The sequence below is a fragment of the Nonomuraea sp. NPDC003560 genome (assembly GCF_042878785.1).
Classification (GTDB): domain Bacteria; phylum Actinomycetota; class Actinomycetes; order Streptosporangiales; family Streptosporangiaceae; genus Nonomuraea.
Genome location: NZ_JBIAOF010000005.1, coordinates 436,298 through 459,653, shown reverse-complemented (window position 1 = coordinate 459,653; position 23,356 = coordinate 436,298). Strand labels below are relative to the sequence as shown.

Sequence of the window (23,356 nt, the reverse complement as noted above, 5' to 3'; positions counted from 1 at the left end):
CCGGACGGTACAGTGGCAAACGAGATACCCTGATCTGGTGACACGACCGTCGGCCTATCTTGATCATGCGGCGACCACGCCCATGCTGCCCGAAGCGATCGAGGCCATGACGGAGCAACTCAAACGCGTCGGCAACGCCTCGTCGCTGCACGCCGCGGGCCGTCAGGTGCGCAGGGTCGTCGAGGAGTCCCGCGAGAGCATCGCCGACGCCCTGGGGGCCCGGCCGAGCGAGGTCGTGTTCACCTCGGGCGGCACCGAGGCCGACAACCTCGCCATCAAGGGCCTCTACTGGGCGCGCAGGCCCCGGCGCCGCATTTTGCTCAGCTCCGTCGAGCACCACGCCGCGCTCGACCCGGCCGCGTGGCTGGCCGAGAGCCAGGGCGCCGAGGTCGAGCTGCTCGACGTCGACGAATACGGCCGGGTCCATCCCGACACGCTGCGCGCCGCCATCGAGCGCGACCCCGACGACGTCGCCATGATCAGCGTCATGTGGGCCAACAACGAGGTGGGCACGGTGCAGCCGGTCCACGTGCTGGCGGCCGTCGCCCACGACCACGGCGTCCCGTTCCACACCGACGCGGTGCAGGCGATCGGGCAGCTCCCGGTGTCGTTCGCCGACTCCGGCGCCGACGCGCTCACGCTGACCGGCCACAAGGTCGGCGGCCCGATGGGCGTGGGCGCGCTGCTGCTGACCAGGGGGCTGACCCCGGTGTCGGTGCAGCACGGCGGAGGTCAGGAGCGCGACGTGCGCTCCGGCACGCTCGACGCCCCCGCCATCGCGGGCCTGGCCGCCGCCGTGCGGACCGCCGTGAAGGAGCAGGAGGCCCTGGGCCGCCGCCTGACGGCGCTGCGCGACGAGCTCATCCAGCGCGTCCGCCAGGCCGTCCCCGATGTCGTGCTCAACGGCGACCCGACCGGCCGGCTGCCCGGCAACGCCCACTTCTCCTTCCCCGGCTGCGAGGGCGACGCGCTGCTCATGCTGCTCGACGCCAAGGGCGTGGAGTGCTCGACCGGCTCGGCCTGCTCGGCGGGCGTGGCGCAGCCCTCGCACGTGCTGCTCGCGATGGGCGCCGACGCGGCGGCCGCGCGCGGCTCGCTCAGGTTCACCCTGGGCCACACCTCGACCGCCGCCGACGTCGACCGCCTGATCGAGGTGCTGCCCGCGGCCGTCGAGCGGGCCCGCAGGGCCGGGCTCAGCTGAGGAAGGGGGAGACCGCGGCCCAGGCGGGGTCGTGGCCCACGTCGACCCGCGGCTCGCCCTCCTCCCAGCTCGCGATCAGCTCCTTGGCGTGGATCGCGGCGTCGGAGGCCGGGTCGGCGTAGACGTGGACGACCCGATGGCCGGCGGCGCTCAGGTGCGCGGCCAGCAGGGCGTCGTCGCGCAGTTGGAGCAGGCGGGCGGCCAGGCGCTCCTCGAAGTCGCTCAACGCCTTCAGCGAATCGCCGGCGGGCAGGCCGTCGGCGTCGCGGTGGGCGTACGGAAGCGTGATCTCGATGTGCTGGTCGAGCAGCGGGTGGTCGACGGGCCGCAGCGGGAAGCGCGCGGTGGCCACCAGCGGCGCGCCCTCGCCGGTCTGCCCTTCGAGCAGCAGCCACTCCTCGCCCTCATAACCCGAGGCCAGGTCGGCGACCACGGCGGGCAGGTGGACGGCGGCGACCGCGTCGATCGGCTGGAACGTGGCGGGCGTGATCTCGCCCACCCACCTGGCGACGTCGTCCTCGCCCAGCAGCCAGTCGAGGGCGAGCAGCGTCGCCTCCAGGCGGGTCTCCTCGTCGAGCTCGCCGAAGATCGGGTGGTGGGCGGTCACGTCGACGCGCGGCTGGTTGCGCGGCACGCGCAGCCCGAAGACCAGCTTGTCGAGCGCGAACTCGAAGCCGCCCACGTCGAGCGTCAGCTCCAGCGCCTGCGGGTTGGCCTGCCGGGACGGATGGAACTCCCACAGCAGGTCGGCCGGCGGCGCGGCCCTGGCCCAGCGGTGGGCGAGCGAGCGCAGCTCGGCGTCGCCGGCCGCGGTCACCACCAGGGCGTGCGCGGCGTTCCTGCCGGGCGCCACCTCCCAGACCAGGCCGGGGTCGATCGCGGCCACGGCGGGGGCGACCAGCTCCTCGATGCCGTCGGCGGTGCCCGCCGCCACCAGCGGGTCGAGCCGCGGCCTGGCCTCCTGCCACCACGCCCAGAACGCGGCCACGCCGTCGCCGGGCCGGCCGGCCTCTTCCTCTTCGTCTTTGCGCCCGAACAGTCGCATGCGCTGAATCCTCCCAGACGGAGCCGATGGCCGCGCACTCCCCGCCGGACAGTACGCTGGAACGGTCATGGGACTGCGTGTGCTTGCCGCCATGTCGGGCGGCGTCGATTCCGCCGTGGCCGCCGCCCGGATCGCCGAGGCCGGTCACGACGTCACTGGTGTGCATCTGGCCCTGTCGGCCAACCCTCAATCCCACCGCACGGGCGCGCGGGGTTGCTGCACGATCGAGGACTCCCGCGACGCGCGGCGGGCCGCCGACGTGATCGGCATCCCGTTCTACATCTGGGACATGGCCGAGAGGTTCCAGCGCGACGTGGTGGAGGACTTCGTGGCCGAGTACGCCGCGGGCCGCACCCCCAACCCGTGCCTGCGGTGCAACGAGAAGATCAAGTTCGAGGCGGTGCTCGACCGGGCGCTCGCCCTCGGCTTCGACGCCGTCGCCACCGGCCACCACGCCAAGCTGTCCGACGGCGTGCTGTCCAGGAGCGTCGACCAGGGCAAGGACCAGTCGTACGTGCTGGGGGTGCTCACCCGTGAGCAGCTCAGCCACGCGATCTTCCCGCTCGGCGGCTCCACCAAGGCCGAGGTGCGCGAGGAGGCCGCCCGGCGCGGCCTGACCGTCGCCGACAAGCCCGACAGCCACGACATCTGCTTCATCGCCGACGGCGACACCCGCGGTTTCCTGGCCGGCCGGCTCGGCGCCGAGGAGGGCCCGATCGTCGACCAGGAGGGCGCGGTGGTGGGCACCCACCAGGGCGCCCACGGCTTCACGGTGGGCCAGCGCAAGGGCCTGCGCATCGACCGTCCGGCCGCCGACGGCAGGCCGCGCTACGTGTTGTCGATCGAGCCGGTCTCCAACACGGTCACGGTCGGCCCGCGCTCGGCGCTGGAGGTCACCTCGATCTCGTGCGTCCGCCCGGTCTGGAACGGCCCGTCCCGCCTCGACGACCTGACCGTGCAGCTCAGGGCCCACGGCGAGGTCTACGGCTGCCGCTTCGAGGAGGAGGCGGGCGGCGGCCTGCGCATCGACCTCGACCGCCCGGCCACCGGCGTCGCGGCGGGCCAGGCGGCCGTGCTCTACTCCGGCGACACGGTCATCGGCTCGGCCACCATCGTCTCGGCCGCCTAGGGCAGCGTCACCGACTCGCCGACCTTGAGCCGGCGCATGTCGGCGCCCTGCTTGTCCGACTCCAGCTCCAGGTAGGTGTCCACCAGCGACAGGCCGATGTCGTTGAGCAGGCCGTCGTGCGTGGAGAACGCGCGGGCCGGGCGCACCGTGCGCAGGTACTCGACCATCTCGCTGAGCTTCATCCAAGGGGCGTTGGTCGGCGCGAGGAGGGTGGGCACCTCGACGCCGGGCAAGGTGAGCGCGTCGCCCGGGTAGAACACCTCGTCGTCGAGCATGAAACCGACATTCTGTACGACGGGCGCATCGGGGTGGTTCTTGCTGTGCCACTCGCCGAACGCCTTCACCCGGAAACCCGCCGCGTCGAAGGCGTCGCCGTGCCGGACCACCTGGACCTTGACCGGCACGTCGGTCAGCTGGGCCGCGACGCCCTCGCACGTCCAGACCTCCACCCCGGCGGGAGCGGCCCTCAGCTTCTCGATGTCGAAGTGGTCGAAGTGCTGGTGGGTGATCAGGACCGCGTCGACGCCGTCGAGAACCGGCTCCTGCGAGAAGGTGCCCGGATCGATGACCAGGACCTTGCCGTTCTTCTCAAGGCGTACGCAGGCGTGCGTGAGTTTGGTGAGCTCCATTCGGCAGAGCCTACGCTTGTGCCCATGTCTACGTGGGAAGCCACCGGGGTCGGGTCACATCCGGGTGAGGATCATCTTGAGGCGATCCGTGTCGTGTTCGGCGAGTTGCCCGGCCTGCCGTACCTGCCGGAGCTGCCGGCCCGCGGGGTCGGCGCCGACATGGTCGGCAGGACGGCCGGGCTGCTGATCGACCTGCCGGTCGAGGTGCAGCCGTCGGGGTGGCGGCTGGCCGACCGGCCGGGCCGCGACCATCAGCGGGCCGTCGATCACCTGCGCCGCGACCTCGACGGGCTGGAGGAGGTCGCGCACGACTACTCCGGGCCGCTCAAGCTGCAGGTGTGCGGGCCGTGGACGCTGGCCGGGTCCCTTGAGCTGAAGTACGGCGACAAGATGCTCTCCGACGCGGGCGCCGTGCGCGACCTGGTCGCGTCGCTGGCCCAGGGGGTCGCCGACCACTGCGCCGAGGTGCGGCGCCGGCTGCCGGGGGTCACCGAGATCGTGCTGCAGCTCGACGAGCCGGGGCTGCCGGGCGTGCTGGCGGGCACGGTCCCGACCGCGTCCGGGTTCGGGCGGCTGGCGGCGGTCGAGGAGTGGCGGGTGGAGGAGTCGCTGCGGCTGTTCCCCGGCGCGGTGGTCCACTGCTGCGCGCCCGGGGTGCCCTACGCGCTGCTGCGGCGGGCCGGCGTGCGCGCGGTGTCGGTCGACGCGTCGCTGCTGCGCCGCAGGGACGACGACCAGCTCGGCGAGCTCTTCGAGGCCGGGGCCGGCCTGTTGCTCGGCGTCGTGCCGGGCAGGGACGTCGCGCTGCCGGACACCGGGGTGGTCGCCAGGCCCGCGGTGGAGCTGTGGCGGCGGCTCGGGTTCGCCCCCGACGGGCTGGCCGCCAAGGTCACGCTGACGCCCGCCTGCGGCCTGGCCGGAGCCTCGCCCCGCTACGCGCGGGCGGCCCTGGCGGCGTGCAGGAAGGCCGCCCAGGTGCTCAAGGACGATCCGGCAAGCGGGATGCAAGGCGGCTGAGTAGCGTCCTTGCCATGATTGCTCGCGCTCTGGCCGTCGGTGCCGCCATGCTGATCGCGTCCGCCTCGATCGCCGTCCCCGCCGGGGCCTCGGCCAACCCGGAGATCTGGAGCTGGGGGCCGATCTACTCCGCCGACCGGGCCGGGAAGGCCAAGGGCAGGGTCCTGCTCGACCGGCCGGGGTTCGTGGTCAGCGGCGGGCTGTACGACTTCCCCGGCCGTACCGGGTGCTCGTGGCTGCAGCTGCGCTGGGTCAAGGACGGCGGCGGCGAGGGGCGCAGGACGTACCGCAACTGCTCGGGCACCAAGCCGCTGGAGTTCTCGCTGAAGACCGGCTACATGCTCTCCGTCGAGGGCAGGGTCTGCCGGGGCACGGCAAGGAAGATCACCGGTAACTGCTCGGTCTGGGAAGGCGTCTGGGCCCAGGGCGGATGACCGGCGGAGTCGTTCCTGTCGGGGCCCGGCGGTAGCGTTTCCTCAGCGTGTCCGACGTGGAAGGAGACCCAGCGTGAGCGAGCGTGACACCGAGGTCGGGGGCGTGCCCGTGGCCGCGCTCAAGCGGCATGCGGAGCTGAGCGAGCTGGTCGAGGACGCGCGCTGGCGCTACTACGTGCTCGACCAGCCCACGGCCAGCGACGCGCAGTTCGACGAGTGGTTCCGCGAGCTGCTCACGCTGGAGCAGGCCCATCCCGAGCTGCAGACGCCCGACTCGCCCACCCAGAAGGTGGGCGCGCCGGTCTCGGGCGACTTCGCCAAGGTCAGCCACCTCAACCGTATGGAGAGCCTCGACAACGCCTTCAACCAGGCCGACATGGCCGCGTGGATGGCCCGCGTCGAGCGGCTGGCCGAGCGCGACCCGGGGCCCTACCTGTGCGAGCTGAAGATCGACGGGCTGGCCATCGCCCTCGTCTACCGCGACGGCAAGCTGGAGCGCGGCGCGACCCGCGGCGACGGCCGGGTCGGCGACGACGTCACGGCCAACGTGCGCACGATCAAGGGGGTGCCCCACCGGCTCAAGGGCGAGGGCGTCCCGAGCCTGGTCGAGGTGCGCGGCGAGGTCTACATCCCGGTCGAGGGCTTCAAGCAGCTCAACGAGCAGCTCGTGGAGCAGGGCAAGCCGCCGTTCGCCAACCCGCGCAACTCGGCGGCGGGCACGCTGCGGCAGAAGGACGCGCGCGTCACCGCCCAGCGTCCGCTGCGCATGCTCGTCCACGGCATCGGCGTCTGGGAGGGCTCGGCCGTGCCGCGCGCCCAGTCGGAGGTCTACGAGCGGCTACGGGAGTTCGGGTTGCCGGTCAGCGACCTGTTCCAGGTGGTGCCCGGCCTCACCGAGGTCGACGAGTTCATCGAGCACTACCGGGTGCACCGGCACGATCCGGCGTACGAGATCGACGGGGTCGTGGTCAAGGTCGACGACTTCCGCACGCAGCGGGAGCTCGGGTCCACCTCGCGGGCCCCGCGCTGGGCGATCGCCTACAAATACCCGCCGGAGGAGGTCAACACCAAGCTGCTCGACATCCAGGTGGGGGTGGGCCGCACCGGCCGGGTCACGCCGTACGCGGTGATGGAGCCCATCGTGGTCGCGGGCTCGACCGTCGAGCGGGCCACCCTGCACAACGCGGCCACGGTGATCAAGAAGGGCGTGCTGATCGGCGACACCGTGGTGCTGCGCAAGGCGGGCGACGTCATCCCCGAGATCGTCGGGGCGGTCACGGCGTTGCGCGACGGCTCCGAGCGGGAGTTCGTCATGCCGACCCACTGCCCCGAGTGCGGCACCGAGCTGGCCTACGAGAAGGAGGGCGACGCCGACCTGCGCTGCCCCAACGCCCGCAGCTGCCCCGCCCAGATCCGCGAGCGCCTCTACTTCGCGGCCGGCCGGCGCGCGCTCGACATCGACGGGCTGGGTTACGTGGCGGCGACCGCGCTCACCCAGCCGGTGCCGCCGCAGGAGCCCGTCCTGCGCACCGAGGCCGACCTGTTCGACCTGACGATCGAGCAGCTCATGCCCATCCGGTCGGTCGTCCGCGACCAGGACACCGGCCTGCCCAAGCTCGACCCCGAGACCGGCGAGCAGAAGGTCGTCTCCCTGTTCTCCAACCTCGACGGCGGGCCCAGCCAGGCCGCCCGCACGCTGGTCGACGAGCTCGCCCGCGCCAAGTCCGCGCCGCTCGCACAGGTGCTGGTCGCGCTGTCGATCCGGCACGTCGGGCCGCCGACGGCGCGCGACCTCGCCGACTCCATGCGGTCGATCGACGCCATCATGAACGCCTCCGAGGAGGAGCTGGCCTCGGTCAAGGGCATCGGGCCGCGGGTGGCGGCGACGATCCGGGAGTGGTTCGAGGTCGACTGGCACCGGGAGATCGTCGAGCGGTGGCGGCGAGCCGGGGTGCGGATGGACGACGGCCCCGCTCCGGAGAAGACGGAGCCCCAGATCCTGGAGGGGCTGACGTTCGTGGTCACCGGGACGCTGGAGGCGTACACGCGTGACACCGCGTCCGAGGCGCTGACCAGCCGTGGCGGGAAGGTGGCCGGATCGGTGTCGAAGAAGACGTCGTTCCTCGTGGCGGGGGAGAACGCCGGGTCGAAGTATGACAAGGCGGTCAGCCTGAAGGTGCCGATCCTCGATGAGCAGGGGTTCGAGCTGCTGCTGAAGGAGGGGCCGGAGGCCGCGGCGCGCGTGGCGGTCGTCGAGGAGACGTAGCGGGAGCCCGGCTCGCCCTTGCGGCGGGGCTGGTGTTCGGTGGCCCCGTGGATGCGCGCCCGGCGAGCTGGGGATCAGAGTCGTGTACGGACTGTCGATGACCGCGCTACCCATAGTGGTTTTTGGGTATATGTCGGAAAGGAGAAGTGACGGAACGTACGCGCTTGGTTTCGCGAAGTGGGGTGAAGGTCGTACCCTCCCATAGTGACCTAATGGGGGTTCTGTTACCGATGACTGACCCAACCGACACCCGTGACACCGGTCCACGCGTCGGCACGCCGCTCTGGGCGTTCCTCGCGGGCATCACCGTGATCGGCTTCACCGCGCTGGTCGTGGCCATGCTCAGGCTGGATCCGGTCGCGCTGGCGGAGCTCGCCCGTACCCCGCTGTTCTGGGTGCTGGCGGTGCTGGTGATGCTGGGCGAGCTGCGGCCCGTCATGGTGTCCTCGGCGACCGCGGTCGGCGGCACGTATCCGTCGACCATGTTCACCTTCGCGGTGCTGCTGCATTTCGGGCTGTCCACCGCCGTGCTCATGCAGGCCGTCGCGATCGCCATGAACGGCGTCGTGACGCGCAAGGCGTGGCACCGGGTCATGTTCAACGTCGCCCAGTCCACCCTCGCGCTCACCGCCGCGGCCGTGGTGCTCGGGCTGTTCGGCGTCGTGCCGGGGCCGGCCGTGCCGTGGACGCCCAGCGGGGCCGACCTGCCGGCGATCGCGCTGGCCGGGGTGGCCTACTTCGCCACCAGGGCCGCGCTCGTGTCCGGGGCGGTCGCCCTGCACGAGCGGCGTTCGATCGTCCGCGTGCTGCGGGTCACCGCCGGGCCGCAGGGGCTGGTCTACACCGCGCTGCTGGGCCTCGCGCCGCTGGTCGTCGTGGTGATGGACCATTCGCCCGGCCTCGTGCCGCTCTTCGTCGCCCCTCTCGCCGCCGTCTACTTCACCGCCACGCTGTCCATGCGCCGCGACCACCAGGCCCTGCACGACGAGCTGACCGGCCTGCCCAACCGCAAGATGCTCATCGTCAGCACGGAGGAGGCGCTGGCCGAGTCCCGCCACGACGAGCGGGTCGGGCTGTTCCTCCTCGACCTCGACCGGTTCAAGGAGGTCAACGACACGATGGGCCATCCGGTGGGCGACCGCCTGCTGCAGATGGTGGCCCACCGGCTGACCCACTCCGTGCGTCCGGGCGACGTGGTGGCCAGGCTCGGCGGCGACGAGTTCGCCGTCCTGCTGCCCTCGATCCGGGACGCCAACGCCGCCAGGGAGGTGGCCGCCAGGCTGCGGGCCGCCCTGACCGAGCCCGTACGCCTGGAGGGCATGAGCTTCGACCTCGACGGCTCGGTCGGCATCGCGCTCTTCCCCGACCACGCCCCCGACTTCGAGCTGCTGCTCCAACGCGCCGACGTGGCCATGTACCTGGCCAAGGAAGGGCGTACCGGGGTAGAGCTCTACCAGCCCGACAAAGACCGCAACTCACCTGAACGGCTCAACCTGCTGGGCGATCTGCGCCGCGCCATCGACAACCGCGAGCTGCAGCTGCACTACCAGCCCAAGGTCAGCCTGGCCGGCGGCGCGGTGACCGGGGTGGAGGCCCTGCTGCGCTGGTGCCATCCGGTGCACGGGCCGATCCCGCCGTCCGACTTCGTCCCGCTGGCCGAGCAGACGTACCTGATGCGCCAGCTCACCGAATACGTCATCGAGGCCGCGCTGGAGCAGGCCGCCCGCTGGTGGCACACCGGCCTGCAGGTGCAGATCTCGGTCAACATCTCCGCCCGCGACCTGCTCGACGCGGCGCTGCCCGAGCAACTGGAGGTCGGCCTGACCCGGTACGGCCTGCCGCCCGCCGCCATCCAGCTGGAGGTCACCGAGCGCATCCTGACCGGCGACCAGGCCTACACCCAGGAGACCATCAAGGCGCTGGCCACGCTCGGCGTCCCGCTGTCCCTCGACGACTTCGGCACCGGCTACTCCTCGCTGATCAGGCTCCAGCGCCTGGCGGTCTCCGAGGTCAAGATCGACGCGTCGTTCGTCCGCCGCATCGCCGAGTCCGACGACGACGACCGCATCGTCCGCTCGATCGTCGACCTGGTGCGCTCGCTCGGCCTGCGCTCGGTCGCCGAGGGCGTGGAGTCCGACGACGTCGCGCTGCGGCTGGCCGAGATGGGCTGCGACCTGGGACAGGGCTGGCTGTTCTGCCAGCCCATGCCGGCCGCCGAAGCCACTGCCTGGCTCAGGGGCCGCTGCGAGGTGGCGCCGGCCATCGAGTTCGGGTACCAGTCCGAGGTCACCCAGACGGCCTGACCGATTACAGGACTGTACTTCGTCGAAGTACACTTCGTCGAAGTTGACTTCGATGTCCTGGGGGCTCAGTGATCCCGAAGCCGAAGCGGATCTTCGCGCGAGACTTCGAGTGGCAGGCGCTGTCCGATTTCGTCGAGCGTCGCACCTCTCGTCCGCAGCTGGGCTGCTTCAGCGGAGCGGGATTCGAGGCCGGGGTGGCCCAGGAGAGCGACGTGCTGGCGATCGGCCTGGACCAGCTCTACGGATGAGTGTGTTTCCGCCGGGTTAAGGGTTCGGGCCTGCGGCGTCAAGCCCCCTAGGATGGCAGTGTCCCAAACTCCATCCACGAAACGGGTTCAACGACTCATGTCCGCCATAACCCGCGACGAGGTCGCGCACCTGGCCCGGTTGTCCAGGCTGGCGCTCACCGACGACGAGCTCGACCACTACGCCACCCAGCTCGATGCCATCATCGAGTCGGTCGCGAAGGTGGCCGAGGTCGCCGCCGAGGACGTGCCGCCTTCGTCGCACGCGCTTCCGCTGACCAATGTCTTCCGTGCCGACGAGGTGCGACAGTCCCTGACTCCGGAGCAGGCCCTTTCCGGCGCTCCCGCCGTCGAGGACGACCGCTTCCGTGTGCCGCGCATCCTCGGGGAGGAGGCATGAGTCTGATCCGCAAGACCGCCGCCGAGCTGGGCGCGATGATCGCCGCGGGCGAGGTGTCGGCCGCCGAGGTGGCCGAGGCGCACCTCGACCGCATGGCCGAGGTGGAGCCCAAGGTCCAGGCGTTCCTGCACGTTGACCGGGAGACCACCCTTGAGCAGGCGCGGGCGGTCGACGCCCGGCTGCGGGCGGGCGAGAAGCTCGGGCCGCTGGCCGGGGTGCCGGTCGCGCACAAGGACATCTTCGCCACCCGCGACATGCCGACCACGGCCGGGTCCAAGATCCTCGAAGGGTGGCGGCCGCCGTACGACGCGACCGTGACCGCGCGCCTGCGCGAGGCCGGGCTGGTCATCCTCGGCAAGACGAACCTCGACGAGTTCGCCATGGGCTCCTCCACGGAGAACTCCGCCTACCACCCCACCCGCAACCCTTGGGACCTGGACAGGATCCCGGGCGGCTCGTCCGGCGGGTCCAGCGCGGCCGTCGCCGCCTACGAGGCGCCGCTGTCCACGGGCACCGACACCGGCGGCTCGATCCGGCAGCCCGCCGCCGTCACCGGCATCGTGGGCATGAAGCCCACCTATGGCGGTTCGTCCCGGTACGGGCTGATCGCGTTCGCGAGCTCGCTCGACACGCCGGGGCCGTTCGCGCGGAACGTGCTCGACGCGGCGCTGCTGCAGGAGGCGTTCTCCGGGCACGACCCGATGGACTCCACGTCGGTCGACGCGCCGGTCCCGAGCGTCGTCGAGGCGGCCAGGAACCCCGACGTGTCCGGCATGCGCATCGGCGTGGTCAAGGAGTTCGCCGGCGAGGGCTACCAGCCGGGCGTGCTGGCCCGCTACCACGAGGTCGTCAAGCTGCTGGAGTCGCTGGGCGCCACGGTCGTCGAGGTGTCCTGCCCGTCGTTCACGACCGCGCTGCCGGCGTACTACCTGATCGCGCCGTCGGAGTGCTCGTCCAACCTGGCCCGCTTCGACGCCATGCGTTACGGCCTGCGCGTCGGCGACGACGGCACCCGCAGCGCCGAGGAGGTCATGGCGCTGACCAGGGCGGCCGGGTTCGGCCCCGAGGTCAAGCGGCGCATCATGCTGGGCACGTACGCGCTGTCCAGCGGCTACTACGACGCCTACTACGGCCAGGCGCAGAAGGTGCGCACGGTCATCTCGCGCGAGTTCGAGGCGGCCTACGAGCAGGTCGACGTGCTGGTCTCGCCGACCACGCCGACCACGGCGTTCCGGCTGGGCGAGCGCACCGACGACCCGATGGCGATGTACCTCGCCGACCTGTGCACCATCCCGTCCAACCTCGCGGGCAACGCGGCCATCTCGGTGCCGTGCGGTCTGGCCGACGAGGACAACCTGCCGGTCGGCCTGCAGATCATGGCCCCGGTTCTGGCCGACGACCGTTGTTACCGCGTCGGCGCCGCCGTCGAGAAGGCCCTGGAGAGCCGCTGGGGCGGCCCGCTGCTGAAGGAGGCCCCGTCGCTATGACCATGGTCTATGACGAAGCGCTCGACAGGTTCGAGCCGGTGCTCGGGCTGGAGACGCACGTCGAGCTCGGCACCAAGTCGAAGATGTTCTGCGGCTGCAAGACCGCCTTCGGCGCCCCGGCCAACACCCAGGTCTGCCCGACCTGCCTGGCGCTGCCCGGCTCGCTGCCCGTGGCCAACGCCATGGCCATCGAGTCGACGATCCGCATCGGCCTGGCGCTGAACTGCTCGATCGCCGAATGGTGCCGCTTCGCCCGGAAGAACTACTTCTATCCGGACATGCCGAAGAACTACCAGATCTCCCAGTACGACGAGCCGCTCTGCTTCGACGGCTACGTCGACGTCGAGGTCAACGGCGAGACCGTGCGCATCGAGATCGAGCGCGTGCACCTGGAGGAGGACACCGGCAAGTCCACCCACATGGGCGGCGCGACCGGTCGCATCCACGGGGCCGACTACTCGATCGTCGACTACAACCGCGCGGGCATCCCGCTGGTGGAGATCGTCACCAAGCCCATCCCGGGCACCGACCGGCTCGCGCCGGAGGTGGCCAAGGCGTACGTCACCGAGCTCCGCGAGATCATGCGCTCGCTCGGCGTGTCCGACGTGCGCATGGAGGAGGGCTCACTGCGCTGTGACGTCAACGTCTCGCTCATGCCGCGCGGGTCGTCGGAGTGGGGCACCCGCACCGAGACCAAGAACGTCAACTCGCTGCGCAGCGTCGAGCGGGCGGTGCGCAGCGAGATCGAGCGTCAGGCGGGGGTCCTCGCCGAGGGCGGCAAGATCATTCAGGAGACGCGGCACTTCCACGAGGACACCGGCACCACCACGTCCGGGCGGTCCAAGGAGGAGGCCCAGGACTACCGGTACTTCCCGGAGCCCGACCTGGTGCCGATCGAGCCCGACCCGGCATGGGTGGCCGAGCTGAAGGCGGCGCTGCCCGAGCTGCCGTCGGTCAAGCGCAAGCGGCTGCAGGCCGAGTGGGGTCTGTCCGACCTCGACATGCAGGCCATGCACAACGCCGACGCGATCGACCTGGTCGAGGCCACGGTCGCGGCCGGCGCCCCGGCGGCCGACGCGCGCAAGTGGTGGATGGGCGAGCTGGCGCGGCGCGCCAACGAGAGCGGCGTCGCGCTGGCCGAGCTGCCCATCACGCCGGCCCAGATCGCCAGGGTCACCGAGCTGGTGGCCTCGGGCGCGCTCAACGACAAGCTCGCCCGGGAGGTGCTCGAAGGCGTGCTGGCCGGTGAGGGCACGCCCGACGAGGTGGTCGAGGCGCGCGGCCTGCAGATCGTCAACGACGAGGGCGAGCTGTCGGCGATCATCGACCAGGTGCTGGCCGACAACGCGGACGCGGCCGAGAAGGTGCGGTCCGGGAAGGTCGCCGCCGCCGGTGCGCTGGTGGGCGGCGTGATGAAGGCCAGCCGCGGCAAGGCCGACGCGGCCCGCGCCCGGCAGCTCATCCTGGAGAAGCTGGGCGTCTCGGAGTAGGTCCGACCCATCCGCGGGGCCCTCGGTGGTCCCGCGGATGCGTTCACATCCGCGGGGCCCCTGGTGGGCCCGCCGATCCGGACATATCGGCGGGGCCACCGAGGGGTGCGCTCGCGGGCGCCGTGCCTTCCGCGCGTGCAGCCGTCGGAGGGCGGGTCCCAAGAACCACCGGGCGACGTTCCCGGCGGGCGGGCCGGTCAGTCCTCGCGTGACACGGGTGTGACCGCATCGACGCCCCGGCGTGCCATCAGCCGCCGAAACACCGGCGTGAGCAGCGCGAGCAGGGCCAGGGCGAGGAGCACGGCCGCGATCGGGCTGCTTACCAGCACGCTGACGTCGCCCGCGCCGATGGCGAGCGCGCGGCGGAGCTGGATCTCGGCCATCGGCCCGAGGATCATGCCGATCACCGCGGGCGCGACGGGCAGGCCGAAGCGGCGCATGGAGAACCCGAGCAGGCCGAGGACGTACAGGACGAACAGGTCCACGACGGTGCCGTTCAGGGCGTAGACGCCGAGCGCGGCGAACAGCACGATCCCGGCGTACAGGTACGGCCGGGGGATGCGCAGGACGCGGGCCCACAGGGGAGCCAGCGGCAGGTTCAGCACCAGCAGCATCGTGTTGCCGACGAACAGCGAGGCGATCATCGCCCACACCAGGGCCGGGTTGTGGTCGAAGAGCTGCGGGCCGGGCTGCAGGCCGTACTGCTGGAAGGCGGCCAGCAGGATGGCGGCCGTGGCCGACGTGGGCAGGCCCAGCGTGAGCAGCGGCACCAGGGTCCCGGCGGCCGAGGCGTTGTTGGCCGCCTCCGGGCCCGCGACGCCCTCGATGGCGCCCTTGCCGTACTCCTCCTTGGCCACGCCCTTGGCCAGGCGCTTCTCGGCCGCGTACGACAGGAACGTGGGGATCTCCGCGCCCCCGCCGGGCAGCGCGCCGAACGGGAACCCGAGCGCGGTCCCGCGCAGCCACGGCAGCCACGAGCGCCGCCAGTCGGCGCGGCCCATCCAGGCCCGGCCCACGGGCACCACCTCGGGCGCGGCGTGCCGCAGCCGGGAGGCCACGTAGAGGGCCTCGCCGACCGCGAACAGGCCGACCGCGACGATCACCACGTCGATGCCGTCGAGCAGCTGCGGGACGCCCAGCGTGAGCCGCGCCTGACCGGTCTGCTGGTCGATGCCGATCAGCCCGATCACCAGCCCCAGCCCCAGGGAGGCCAGCCCGCGCACGACCGAGCGGGACAACACCGACGACACGGCGGTGAAGGCCAGGATCGCCAGCGCGAAGTAGTCCTCGGGGCCGAACGAGATCGCGAAGCTCACCACGGCGGGCGCGGCCACCACCAGCAGCGCGGTGGCGATCGTGCCCGCCACGAACGACCCGACGGCCGCCGTGGCCAGGGCCTGCGCCGCCCGCCCGCGCCTGGCCATCTTGTTGCCCTCCAGGGCGGTGATCATGGAGGACGACTCGCCAGGCGTGTTGAGCAGGATGGAGGTGGTCGAGCCGCCGTACATGCCGCCGTAGTAGATGCCGGCGAACATGATGAACGCGCTGGCCGGCGGCACGGTGAAGGTGATCGGCAGCAGCAGCGCCACGGTCATCGCCGGCCCGATGCCGGGCAGCACGCCGACCAGGGTGCCGAGGGTGACGCCGATCAGGGCGTACAGCAGGTTGACGGGGGTGAGGGCGGCGGCGAAGCCGTCCATGAGGAGCTGGAACGAGCCCATCTCAGATCACCCCGCCGAGCGGGCCGGCCGGCAGCGAGACGCCGAGGCCCTTGACGAACAGCAGGTACGTCGTCACGCCGAGCACCACGGCCACCACGGCGGCCCGCACCTTGTGCTCGGCCCCGAGCACGACCGACAGGCCGAAGAACAGCAGGCTCGCGCCGATGACCCAGCCGAGCACGTCGAGGAGCGCGGCGAAGGCCAGGAAGACGCCGCTGACCAGGCCGACGCTGCGCCAGTCGGTGGGCGCGTCCGCGTCCACGTCCTCGCTCTCCTCGGGGTCGCCGGCGCCGCCGCGCAGCACGTCGATCACGTAGAACAGGCCGATCAGCACCATGGCCGCGCCGACCAGCATGGGGAAGAAGCGCGGCCCGAGGCCGAGCTGGGAGGCCGCGGCCGAGACGTCGAGCGTGCCGACCATCACGAGCACGCCCAGCCCGAGCACCACGACCGCCAGCCCGAGTTCGGGCCGCCACCGGCGAGCCATCAGGACACGAGCCCCATTTCGGCGATGATGCCCTTGACCTTGGTCTCCTCGGACTTCAGGTAGTCGGCGAACTGCTGCCCGGTCTGGAAGGAGTCGATCCAGCCGTTCTTGGCGACGGCGTCCTTCCAGGGCTGGGAGTCGTGCATCTTGGTGACCAGGTCGGTGAGGGACTTCTTGGCGGCGTCGTCCAGGCCGCCGGGGGCGACGAAGCCGCGCCAGTTGGCCAGCTCGACGTCCAGGCCGCCCTCCTTCAGCGTCGGCGCGTCGAGGCCGGCGACGCGCGAGCCGCTGCTGACGGCCAGCGCCCGCAGCTTGCCGGACTTCACGTGCTCGGCGAACTCGCCGACGCCCGAGATGCCCGCGCTGACCTTGCTGCCCAGCAGCGCGTTGAGCGCCTCGCCGCCGCCGGAGTGGGCGATGTAGTTGACCTGCTTGGGGTCCACGCCCGCGGCCTTGGCCATCAGCCCGGCCACGATGTGGTCGGTGCCGCCCGCCGAGCCGCCCGCGACGGAGACCTTCGCCGGGTCGGCCTTCCACGCGGCGACCATGTCGGCCAGCGTCTTGAACGGGGAGTCGGCCGGGACCACGACGATCTCGTACTCCTCGGTCAGCTTGGCGATGGGGGTGGTCTCGGCCAGGGTGACCTTCGACTTGTTCTGCTCGATCGCGCCCACCATGACCAGGCCCATGGTCATCAGCAGGTTGCCGTTGCCCTTCTCGCCGGCGAGCTGGGCCAGGCCGATCGTGCCGCCCGCGCCCGGCACGTTGTAGACCTCGACCTTGCGCTTGGGGTCGGCCGTCTTGAGCGCCTGCTCGGCCGTGCGGGCGGTCTGGTCCCAGCCGCCGCCGGCCGCCGCGGGGGCCATGATCCGCAGAGAGCCGTCGCCGCCGGAGGCGCCGGTCTCGCCGCAGCCGGACAGGGCGGCGACGGAGAGTGCCGCCAGGGCGGCGGCGAATACGCGCAAGCGCATGATCACTCCAAGGGGGATTCGCACAGTCGTTGGCCTGCGATGGTGATGCCCGTTCCCTGCCCGGTCGAGGCTTTGGGCGATTGCCGTCATAGTGGTCGTATTGGTCGCGACCTGGCCGTGACCTGGCTTTGTTTCCATGTGGGCGTGCGCAGGGTTACCGACGCCCCCCTCGGCACCCAGTTGTTCGTGCTCCAGATGGTGATCGTGCTGCTCGCCGTCGGCGGCACGGCAGGCGTGTGGGCGGGGCACACGAGGGAGCAGCTCGACGCGCTGCACCAGCAGCGCGCCCTGGCCATCGCCCAGTCGGTGGCCGCCCTTCCGCAGGTGCGCGACGCCTTCAGGCTGGAGAACCCGGAGTCGGTGCTGCAACCGCTGGCGCTCAGCGTCCAGCACGAGACCGGAGCCGACTACGTGGCCATCGCCAACGCCGAGCAGAAGCGCTACGCCCATCCCAACGCCGCCCTGATCGGCAAGCGGCTGTCCACCGACGGCACCGCGGTCCTGCGTACGGGCCGCAGCTGGGTCGGCACCGAGACGGGCACGATCGGCACCACGGTCAGGGGCAAGACCCCCATCCGCGACGAATACGGCAACGTCATCGGCCTGGTGTCGGTCGGCGTGCTCCAGACCACGGTCACCGGCCAGCTCGGCGGCGCGCTGCCGCCGCTGATCTGGACCGCGCTGGCCGTGCTGCTGGCCGGCCTGGCGCTGGCCGCGCTGATCACCGCCCGGGTGCGCAGGCAGACGTTCGGGCTGGAGCCGCGCGAGATCGCCGCGCTCCTGGAGCAGCGCGAGGGCGTGCTGCACGGCGTGAAGGAGGGCGTGCTGGCCCTCGACCTGGCCGGGCGGGTCACGCTGGTCAACGACGCCGCCCGCGACCTGCTCGGCGACCTCGGGACCGACGTGACCCGCATGCCGGTCTCCGAGCGCATGCGCGACGTGCTGACCGGCGCCGACCCGGGCGAGGACCGCGTGGTGCTGCACGGCGAGCGCGTGCTGGTGCTCAACAGGACCCCGGTCGCGGTACGCGGCCGGCACCGCGGCTGGGTCGTCACCCTGCGCGACCGCACCGAGCTGGTCCGCCTGGCCCGCGAGCTGGACGACACCAGCAGCGCGACCGAGGCCCTGCGCGCCCAGGCCCACGAGTTCGCCAACCGCATGCACACCGTCGTCGGCCTGCTGGAGCTCGGCGAGCACGAGGCCGCGATCGGCTTCATCACCCGCACCACGGCCGGCGCGTACGCCACCGGCCTGCGCGAACGCGTCCAGGACCCCACGCTGGCCGCGCTGCTGCTGGCCAAGTCGGCGGAGGCGGCCGAGCGCGGGGCGCGGCTGGTGCTGGCCGAGGACTCCGCCGTGCCGGAGGGCGCGCTCGGCGATCCGCAGGACGCCGTCCTGGTGGTCGGGAACCTGGTGGCCAACGCGATCGACGCGCTCGACGGTGCGGGCGGCACGATCGAGGTCTCGGTCGTGGCCGACGCCGAGGGGCTGCACGTCCGCGTCGGCGACTCAGGGCCCGGCATCACCCCCGAGCTGGTGGAGGAGGTCTTCAGGGAGGGGTTCACGACGAAGGCCGCCCTGTCGGGGCCGCGTGGCCTGGGCCTGGCGCTGACCCGGCAGGCGTGCCTGCGCCGCGGCGGCTGGGTGCGGGTGCGCAACGCCGGCGGCGCCGTCTTCACCGCCCTGCTGCCCGCCGAGGCCCACGCGTGAACGACGTACGGGTCCTGGTGGTGGACGACGACTTCATGGTCGCCCGGATCCACGGCGGCTACGTCTCGCGCGTGCCCGGCTTCGAGGTCGTCGCCGTGGCGCACACCGGGGCAGACGCGCTCGCCGCCGTGGCCGAGCTCCGGCCCGACCTGGTCCTGCTCGACATCTACCTGCCCGACATGTCCGGCCTGGAGGTGCTCAAGGCCATCGACGACGTGGACGTCCTGATGATCAGCGCGGCCCGCGACGTCGCCACGGTCAGGGAGGCCATGCGCGGCGGCGCGGTCAACTACCTGATCAAGCCGTTCACCGCCGCCGCGCTCACCGAACGCCTGCGCCAGTACGCCGACACCCGCAGGCGGCTCACCGCCATCGGCCCCCAGGCCCGCCAGGACGACGTGGACCGGCTGTTCGGCGCGCCCAAGCAGCCCGTCCCGGTGCCCAAGGGCCTGTCGGCGGCCACCTGCGCGCTGGTGGCGCAGGCGCTGCGCGAGGCCGGGCGCGACCTGTCGGCGGCCGAGACGGCCGAGCTCACGGGCCTGTCGAGGGTGAGCGCGCGGCGGTACCTGGAGCACCTGTGCGCGTCCGGCCGGGCCGAGCTCCACCCCAGGTACGGCACCGCCGGACGGCCGGAACATCGCTACCGGTGGCTAGGTTGACACACTTCCGTATTCGTTTCTGGTGACATAGTCGGATACTCGTGCCTTACTGTTGCCTGAGACTTGGCTGCGGACCGGGAGGAGATTGAGGCGTGCGAAACGCCGGACCGATCGAATCACCGACGGACCCGTTCGCCTCGGTGCCGATGCCCACGTCGGGTGTCTCCAAGAAGCCGCGGATCGAAGGATTACCTCCGGGCGTGTCCCGTGACATCTTCGGCCCGCAGGACCAGCAGGAGCCCCGGCCGGCCCCAGGCCCGAGCGCGCCCGGCGGTCAGACCGGCGGCGCGCTGCCACCGAAGGCGCCTCCCGCGCAGCCGTGGCCGATGAAGGACAAGGACCCCGCCGGGCCCGCCCCCGTGTTCGGGGGGAGCGGCGACCGGCCGGCCGCCTTCGAGCCGGAGCCCGTCCGCCGGCGCCGCCTGCTGCCCGGGGTGCTGGTGCTGGTGCTCGTCCTGGCCACGCTGGCGTACGTGGTGCCGGCCGTGATGATGTCGGGGGCCGTGCTGCGCGGCACCCGGGTGGGCGGCGTGGAGATCGGCGGCCTGACCGTCACCCAGGCGGCCGACAAGCTGCGCACCGAGCTGGGCCCCAGGCTCAGCCGGCCGGTCACGGTGAACATCAACGGCAAGAAGGACACCGTCCAGCCCGACGAGGCCGGTCTCGAACTCGACGTGGTCGGCACCATCGGGCAGGCCCCCAGCGGCTTCCCCGGCCCGGTCGAGGTCTGGCGCGGCCTGACCGGCACGACCGACGTCCCGCCGAAGATCACCATCGACTCCTCCCAGCTCACCAGGACCGTCGAGGGCCTGGCCGAAGGCGTGGACAAGCAGGCCCGCGAGGGCAGGGTGACCTTCTCGGGGCTGGAGCCCAAGGCCCGCATGCCCGAGGACGGCGTGCTCCTCGACCGCGACGACGCCGTGCGCCGGATCGGCGAGGCGTTCCTGCGCGGCGGCGGCGCCGTGGTGCTCTCCATGCGCCCGGCCAAGCCCGCCACCTCGGCCGAGAGCGTCGAGTCGGCCCTGGCCGCGGCCAGGAAGGCCGTCTCCGCGCCCGTCACGCTGACCCTCGCCGGCAAGCAGGCCCAGCTCACCCCCGCCATGATCGCCGCCCACCTGACCTACGTGCCGGGCGGCGACGGCGCGCTCGTCCCCCAGTTCGACGCGGAGGCCGCGCTCGCGCCGGTGGAGAACAGCCTCGTGGACGCCACCCAGCAGCCGCGCGACGCGACGTACCAGATCGTCGGCGACAAGCCGGTGCTGGTGCCCGCGCGCAAGGGCCGGGGCGTGAACGCCAAGCTGCTGGCCCGCGACGTCGAGAAGCTGCTCGCCTCGGCGGGCCCGCGGACCGTGGAGGTCAAGCTCGGCGTGGTCACCCCGGAGGTCACCACGAGCCAGATCCGCGGCCTCGGCATCAAGGAGAACGTCGGCACGTTCAGCACGTCCTTCGACTGCTGCCCGCCGCGCGTCACCAACATCCGCCGCATGGCCCAGGAACTGGACGGCAGGCTGGTCAAGCCGGGCGAGACGCTCTCGCTCAACGAGGCGACCGGCGAGCGCACGGTCGAGGACGGCTACGTCCGGGCCGGTCAGATCGTCGGCGGCCGGATGGTCGACATCGTCGGCGGCGGCGTCTCCCAGTTCGCCACGACCATGTACAACGCGGCCTTCCTCGGCGGCTTCGACCTGGTCGAGCACGAGCCCATGGACTACTACGCGCCCTCCTACCCGGCCGGGCGCGACGTGGCGCTGCTCTACCCCGACCGCGACCTCAAGTGGCGCAACGACTCCGAGTACGGCGTGCTGATCAAGACCGCCACCACCGCCACGACGGTCAGCGTCACCCTGTGGAGCACCAAGCGGTACGACAAGGTCGAGGCGGTCGAGTCCGAGCGGCGCGACTTCAAGCCGTTCGGCCGGGCGACCAGCAGCGAGCCGGGCTGCGTGCCGGCCACCGGCCAGCAGGGCTTCACGATCGACGTCACCCGCGTGTTCCACAAGGACGGCGAGATCGTGAAGAAGGACAAGAAGCTGGTCACCAAGTACCGGCCGCAGACCGCGCTCACCTGCGTCGCGGCCGGCTAGGACGTGGCGACCGCCAGGATGCGGTCGTCGCCCGGACGCGGTGAGCCCCGGCCGTCCTTGTTGCTGGTGCTCACCCACAGGCCGCCGCCGGGCGCCGCGGCGACCGCGCGCAGCCTGCCGTAGCGGCCGGTGTAGTGGGCCACGGGCGCGCCCGGCGAGCCGTCCCGGGCCAGCGGCACCTGCCACAGCCGCTGGCCGCGCAGCGTGCCCACCCACAGCGCGCCGTCCGCGTACGCCATGCCGGACGGCGACGCCTCGCCGGTGGACCAGGTGACGATGGGGTTGACGAACCGGGCGTCCTTCCCCTTGCCCTCGACCACCGGCCAGCCGTAGTTGGCGCCCGGCCGGACCAGGTTGATCTCGTCGTAGGTGTCGGCGCCGAACTCGGAGGCGTACAGGCGGCCCGCGGTGTCCCAGGCCAGGCCCTGGACGTTGCGGTGGCCGTAGCTGTAGACGAGCGTGCCGAACGGGTTGCCGGGGGCCGGGGCGCCGTCCACGGTCATGCGCAGGATCTTGCCGCCGAGCGAGTCGCGCCGCTGGGCCAGGCCGCGGTCGCCGGTCTCGCCGGTGGTGGCGTACAGGTAGCCGTCGGGGCCGAAGGCGAGCCGGCCGCCGTTGTGGATGCCGCCCTTGGGGATGCCTCGCACGAGGAGCCGCTCGTCGCCGAGGCCGTCGTCGCCGAGCCGGTAGCGGACGATCCGGTTGTCCTGCTCGGCGGTGTAGTAGAGGAAGACCTGCCGGTCCTTGACCGCCACGCCCAGCAGGCCGCCCTCGCCGCCGGGCCGCGCGTCGCCGATCCGGGCGACCTCGGTGACCTTGCCCGCGGGGGTGACGCGCAGCAGCCTGGCCGTGTCCCGCTCGGTGACCAGGGCGTCCCCGCCGGGCAGGAACGCGATCGCCCACGGCACGGCCAGACCGGTCGCCACGTCCTTGGGGGCGCGGGGCGCCCTGGCCGTCGGAGCCTTGGCCGTAGGGGCCCCGGTCGTCGGGGTGGAGGCCGTGGGGGTGGGGGCCGCCGGGTCCTCGGCCGTCGGCGCCTCGCCGCCGGCCGAGCAGGCGGGGAGCGCGGCCAGGAGCACGATCGTCCAGAGCTTCCTCATGTGTTCCATACTTCCCCGCGGGTCGTAAGGTTCTCGGCATGAAGATCTGGGTTCCGTCCGAAGCGGCGGCGGATGTCCTGTCTGACATTCCAGGCGTCGAATGCACTGTCTACGATGGTTCGGCCATGCCGGACGGCATCGAGGACGTCGAGGTCTGGATCCCGCCGCTGGTCGTGGTGCCCGACGTGCCGGGGACGCTGGCGCGGATGCGCTCGCTGCGGCTGGTGCAGACCGTCACCGCGGGGGTGGAGCCGTACCGGCCGCACCTGCCCGAAGGGGTGGTGCTGTGCAACGCCCGCGGCGTGCACGACGCCGGCACCGCCGAGTGGGCGGTCGGCGCGATGATCGCGGTGCTCAGGGAGTTCCCCGGATTCGCCGACGCCCAGCGCCGCGGCGAGTGGACCTACCACCACACCGGCGTGCTGGCCGACTCCACCGTGCTCATCGTCGGCCACGGGTCCATCGGCGCGGCGGTCGAGCGGCGGCTGAGCGGCTTCGAGGTCGAGGTCGTCCGGGTGGCCAGGAGCGCGCGCGAGGGCGTGCACGCGATGGAGGAGCTGCCCGCGCTGCTGCCGTCGGCCGACGTCGTGGTCCTGCTCGTGCCCGCCACGCCCGACACCGCCGGCATGGTCGACGCCGCCTTCCTGGCTCGCATGAAGGACGGCGCCGTCCTGGTCAACGCGGCCAGGGGCGGCGTGGTCGACACCGAAGCCCTGATCGCCGAGCTCAAAACCGGTAGGCTACGCGCCGCGCTCGACGTCACCGCGCCCGAGCCGCTGCCGCAGGGCCACCCCCTTTGGAGCGCTCCGGGCGTGCTGATCACGCCGCACATCGCGGGCAGCACCCCCGCCTCCGTGCGGCGCACGCTCCGGCTGATCCGCGAGCAGCTCGGGCGCTACCTCGCAGGTGAAGAGTTGATCAACGTCATTACCGACTCGTATTGAGAGGATCCCGGAACGTGGCTGGTCCGTGACCTTT

20 protein-coding genes are annotated in these 23,356 nt (G+C 72.2%); 14 read left to right on the top strand and 6 right to left on the bottom strand.

What is annotated here, in order from left to right; all coding sequences use genetic code 11:
* The first annotated feature begins 37 nt into the window (after nt 1-37).
* Nucleotides 38-1,201: a cysteine desulfurase family protein gene (locus tag ACFYUV_RS22795; RefSeq protein ID WP_352318935.1), complete on the top strand. Its 1,164-nt coding sequence runs from the start codon at nt 38-40 to the stop codon at nt 1,199-1,201.
* On the opposite strand, the gene ACFYUV_RS22790 is transcribed toward ACFYUV_RS22795, so the two are convergent.
* Entirely contained in the window at nt 1,194-2,246 is a 1,053-nt protein-coding gene (locus ACFYUV_RS22790) for a DUF695 domain-containing protein (RefSeq protein ID WP_387671103.1), read from the bottom strand. The genes ACFYUV_RS22795 and ACFYUV_RS22790 overlap by 8 nt on opposite strands.
* A 67-nt stretch (nt 2,247-2,313) precedes the next feature.
* Here ACFYUV_RS22790 and mnmA point away from each other — a divergent pair, with 67 nt between their 5' ends.
* Complete coding sequence (gene mnmA, locus ACFYUV_RS22785; protein ID WP_352318938.1) at nt 2,314-3,375, top strand: tRNA 2-thiouridine(34) synthase MnmA; 1,062 nt, start codon at nt 2,314-2,316, stop codon at nt 3,373-3,375.
* Here the strand turns inward: mnmA and ACFYUV_RS22780 are convergent.
* Nucleotides 3,372-4,004, bottom strand: coding sequence for an MBL fold metallo-hydrolase (locus tag ACFYUV_RS22780; protein ID WP_387671102.1), 633 nt, complete (start codon nt 4,002-4,004; stop codon nt 3,372-3,374). The two genes, mnmA and ACFYUV_RS22780, sit on opposite strands and share 4 nt — an antisense overlap.
* A 24-nt stretch (nt 4,005-4,028) precedes the next feature.
* Between ACFYUV_RS22780 and ACFYUV_RS22775 the strand changes: the two genes are divergently transcribed.
* From ACFYUV_RS22775 to gatB, 8 genes are all read left to right on the top strand, one after another.
* Nucleotides 4,029-5,021 carry a methionine synthase gene (locus ACFYUV_RS22775; protein ID WP_387671100.1) on the top strand — a complete coding sequence of 331 codons (993 nt, stop codon included), beginning with the start codon at nt 4,029-4,031 and terminating at the stop codon, nt 5,019-5,021.
* A 14-nt stretch (nt 5,022-5,035) separates the two neighbouring features.
* Complete coding sequence (locus ACFYUV_RS22770) at nt 5,036-5,455, top strand: hypothetical protein (RefSeq protein WP_387671098.1); 420 nt, start codon at nt 5,036-5,038, stop codon at nt 5,453-5,455.
* A gap of 73 nt (nt 5,456-5,528) precedes the next feature.
* Nucleotides 5,529-7,721 carry an NAD-dependent DNA ligase LigA gene (gene ligA / locus ACFYUV_RS22765; RefSeq protein ID WP_387671096.1) on the top strand — a complete coding sequence of 731 codons (2,193 nt, stop codon included), beginning with the start codon at nt 5,529-5,531 and terminating at the stop codon, nt 7,719-7,721.
* A 230-nt stretch (nt 7,722-7,951) separates the two neighbouring features.
* The gene (locus tag ACFYUV_RS22760) at nt 7,952-10,024 is read left to right on the top strand and encodes a putative bifunctional diguanylate cyclase/phosphodiesterase (RefSeq protein WP_387671094.1); all 2,073 of its coding nucleotides are present in this window, start codon (nt 7,952-7,954) and stop codon (nt 10,022-10,024) included.
* Nucleotides 10,025-10,092: 68 nt separating this feature from the next.
* Entirely contained in the window at nt 10,093-10,272 is a 180-nt protein-coding gene (locus tag ACFYUV_RS22755) for a hypothetical protein (RefSeq protein ID WP_387671093.1), read from the top strand.
* A 97-nt stretch (nt 10,273-10,369) separates the two neighbouring features.
* Complete coding sequence (gatC, locus tag ACFYUV_RS22750) at nt 10,370-10,669, top strand: Asp-tRNA(Asn)/Glu-tRNA(Gln) amidotransferase subunit GatC (protein WP_101787882.1); 300 nt, start codon at nt 10,370-10,372, stop codon at nt 10,667-10,669.
* Nucleotides 10,666-12,156 carry an Asp-tRNA(Asn)/Glu-tRNA(Gln) amidotransferase subunit GatA gene (gatA, locus tag ACFYUV_RS22745; protein ID WP_352318951.1) on the top strand — a complete coding sequence of 497 codons (1,491 nt, stop codon included), beginning with the start codon at nt 10,666-10,668 and terminating at the stop codon, nt 12,154-12,156. Before gatC ends, gatA begins: the two co-directional genes overlap by 4 nt.
* Nucleotides 12,157-12,158: 2 nt before the next feature.
* The gene (gene gatB, locus ACFYUV_RS22740; protein ID WP_387671303.1) at nt 12,159-13,646 is read left to right on the top strand and encodes an Asp-tRNA(Asn)/Glu-tRNA(Gln) amidotransferase subunit GatB; all 1,488 of its coding nucleotides are present in this window, start codon (nt 12,159-12,161) and stop codon (nt 13,644-13,646) included.
* A gap of 197 nt (nt 13,647-13,843) precedes the next feature.
* Here the strand turns inward: gatB and ACFYUV_RS22735 are convergent, their stop codons facing one another.
* From ACFYUV_RS22735 to ACFYUV_RS22725, 3 genes are read right to left on the bottom strand one after another with little or no spacing between them, the layout of a single operon-like run.
* Nucleotides 13,844-15,367: a tripartite tricarboxylate transporter permease gene (locus ACFYUV_RS22735; protein ID WP_387671091.1), complete on the bottom strand. Its 1,524-nt coding sequence runs from the start codon at nt 15,365-15,367 to the stop codon at nt 13,844-13,846.
* 1 nt (nt 15,368) lies between these two features.
* A complete protein-coding gene (locus ACFYUV_RS22730) occupies nt 15,369-15,854 on the bottom strand; it encodes a tripartite tricarboxylate transporter TctB family protein (RefSeq protein ID WP_387671089.1) in 486 nt (161 codons plus the stop codon).
* Nucleotides 15,854-16,825, bottom strand: coding sequence for a tripartite tricarboxylate transporter substrate binding protein (locus tag ACFYUV_RS22725; RefSeq protein ID WP_357973258.1), 972 nt, complete (start codon nt 16,823-16,825; stop codon nt 15,854-15,856). Before ACFYUV_RS22725 ends, ACFYUV_RS22730 begins: the two co-directional genes overlap by 1 nt.
* Before the next feature lie 144 nt (nt 16,826-16,969).
* Between ACFYUV_RS22725 and ACFYUV_RS22720 the strand changes: the two genes are divergently transcribed.
* From ACFYUV_RS22720 to ACFYUV_RS22710, 3 genes are all read left to right on the top strand, one after another.
* Entirely contained in the window at nt 16,970-18,535 is a 1,566-nt protein-coding gene (locus ACFYUV_RS22720) for a sensor histidine kinase (RefSeq protein WP_358288672.1), read from the top strand.
* Nucleotides 18,532-19,194 (top strand): response regulator, encoded by a 663-nt coding sequence (locus tag ACFYUV_RS22715; RefSeq protein WP_358288670.1) that lies wholly within the window; start codon nt 18,532-18,534, stop codon nt 19,192-19,194. The genes ACFYUV_RS22720 and ACFYUV_RS22715 overlap by 4 nt, the downstream gene beginning before the upstream one ends.
* 200 nt (nt 19,195-19,394) lie before the next feature.
* Entirely contained in the window at nt 19,395-21,278 is a 1,884-nt protein-coding gene (locus ACFYUV_RS22710) for a VanW family protein (protein ID WP_387671086.1), read from the top strand.
* On the opposite strand, the gene ACFYUV_RS22705 is transcribed toward ACFYUV_RS22710, so the two are convergent.
* Nucleotides 21,275-22,387 carry a PQQ-dependent sugar dehydrogenase gene (locus tag ACFYUV_RS22705; RefSeq protein WP_387671084.1) on the bottom strand — a complete coding sequence of 371 codons (1,113 nt, stop codon included), beginning with the start codon at nt 22,385-22,387 and terminating at the stop codon, nt 21,275-21,277. The genes ACFYUV_RS22710 and ACFYUV_RS22705 overlap by 4 nt on opposite strands.
* A gap of 116 nt (nt 22,388-22,503) precedes the next feature.
* Between ACFYUV_RS22705 and ACFYUV_RS22700 the strand changes: the two genes are divergently transcribed.
* Nucleotides 22,504-23,322, top strand: coding sequence for a 2-hydroxyacid dehydrogenase (locus ACFYUV_RS22700; protein ID WP_352318966.1), 819 nt, complete (start codon nt 22,504-22,506; stop codon nt 23,320-23,322).
* The last annotated feature ends 34 nt before the right edge of the window (nt 23,323-23,356 follow it).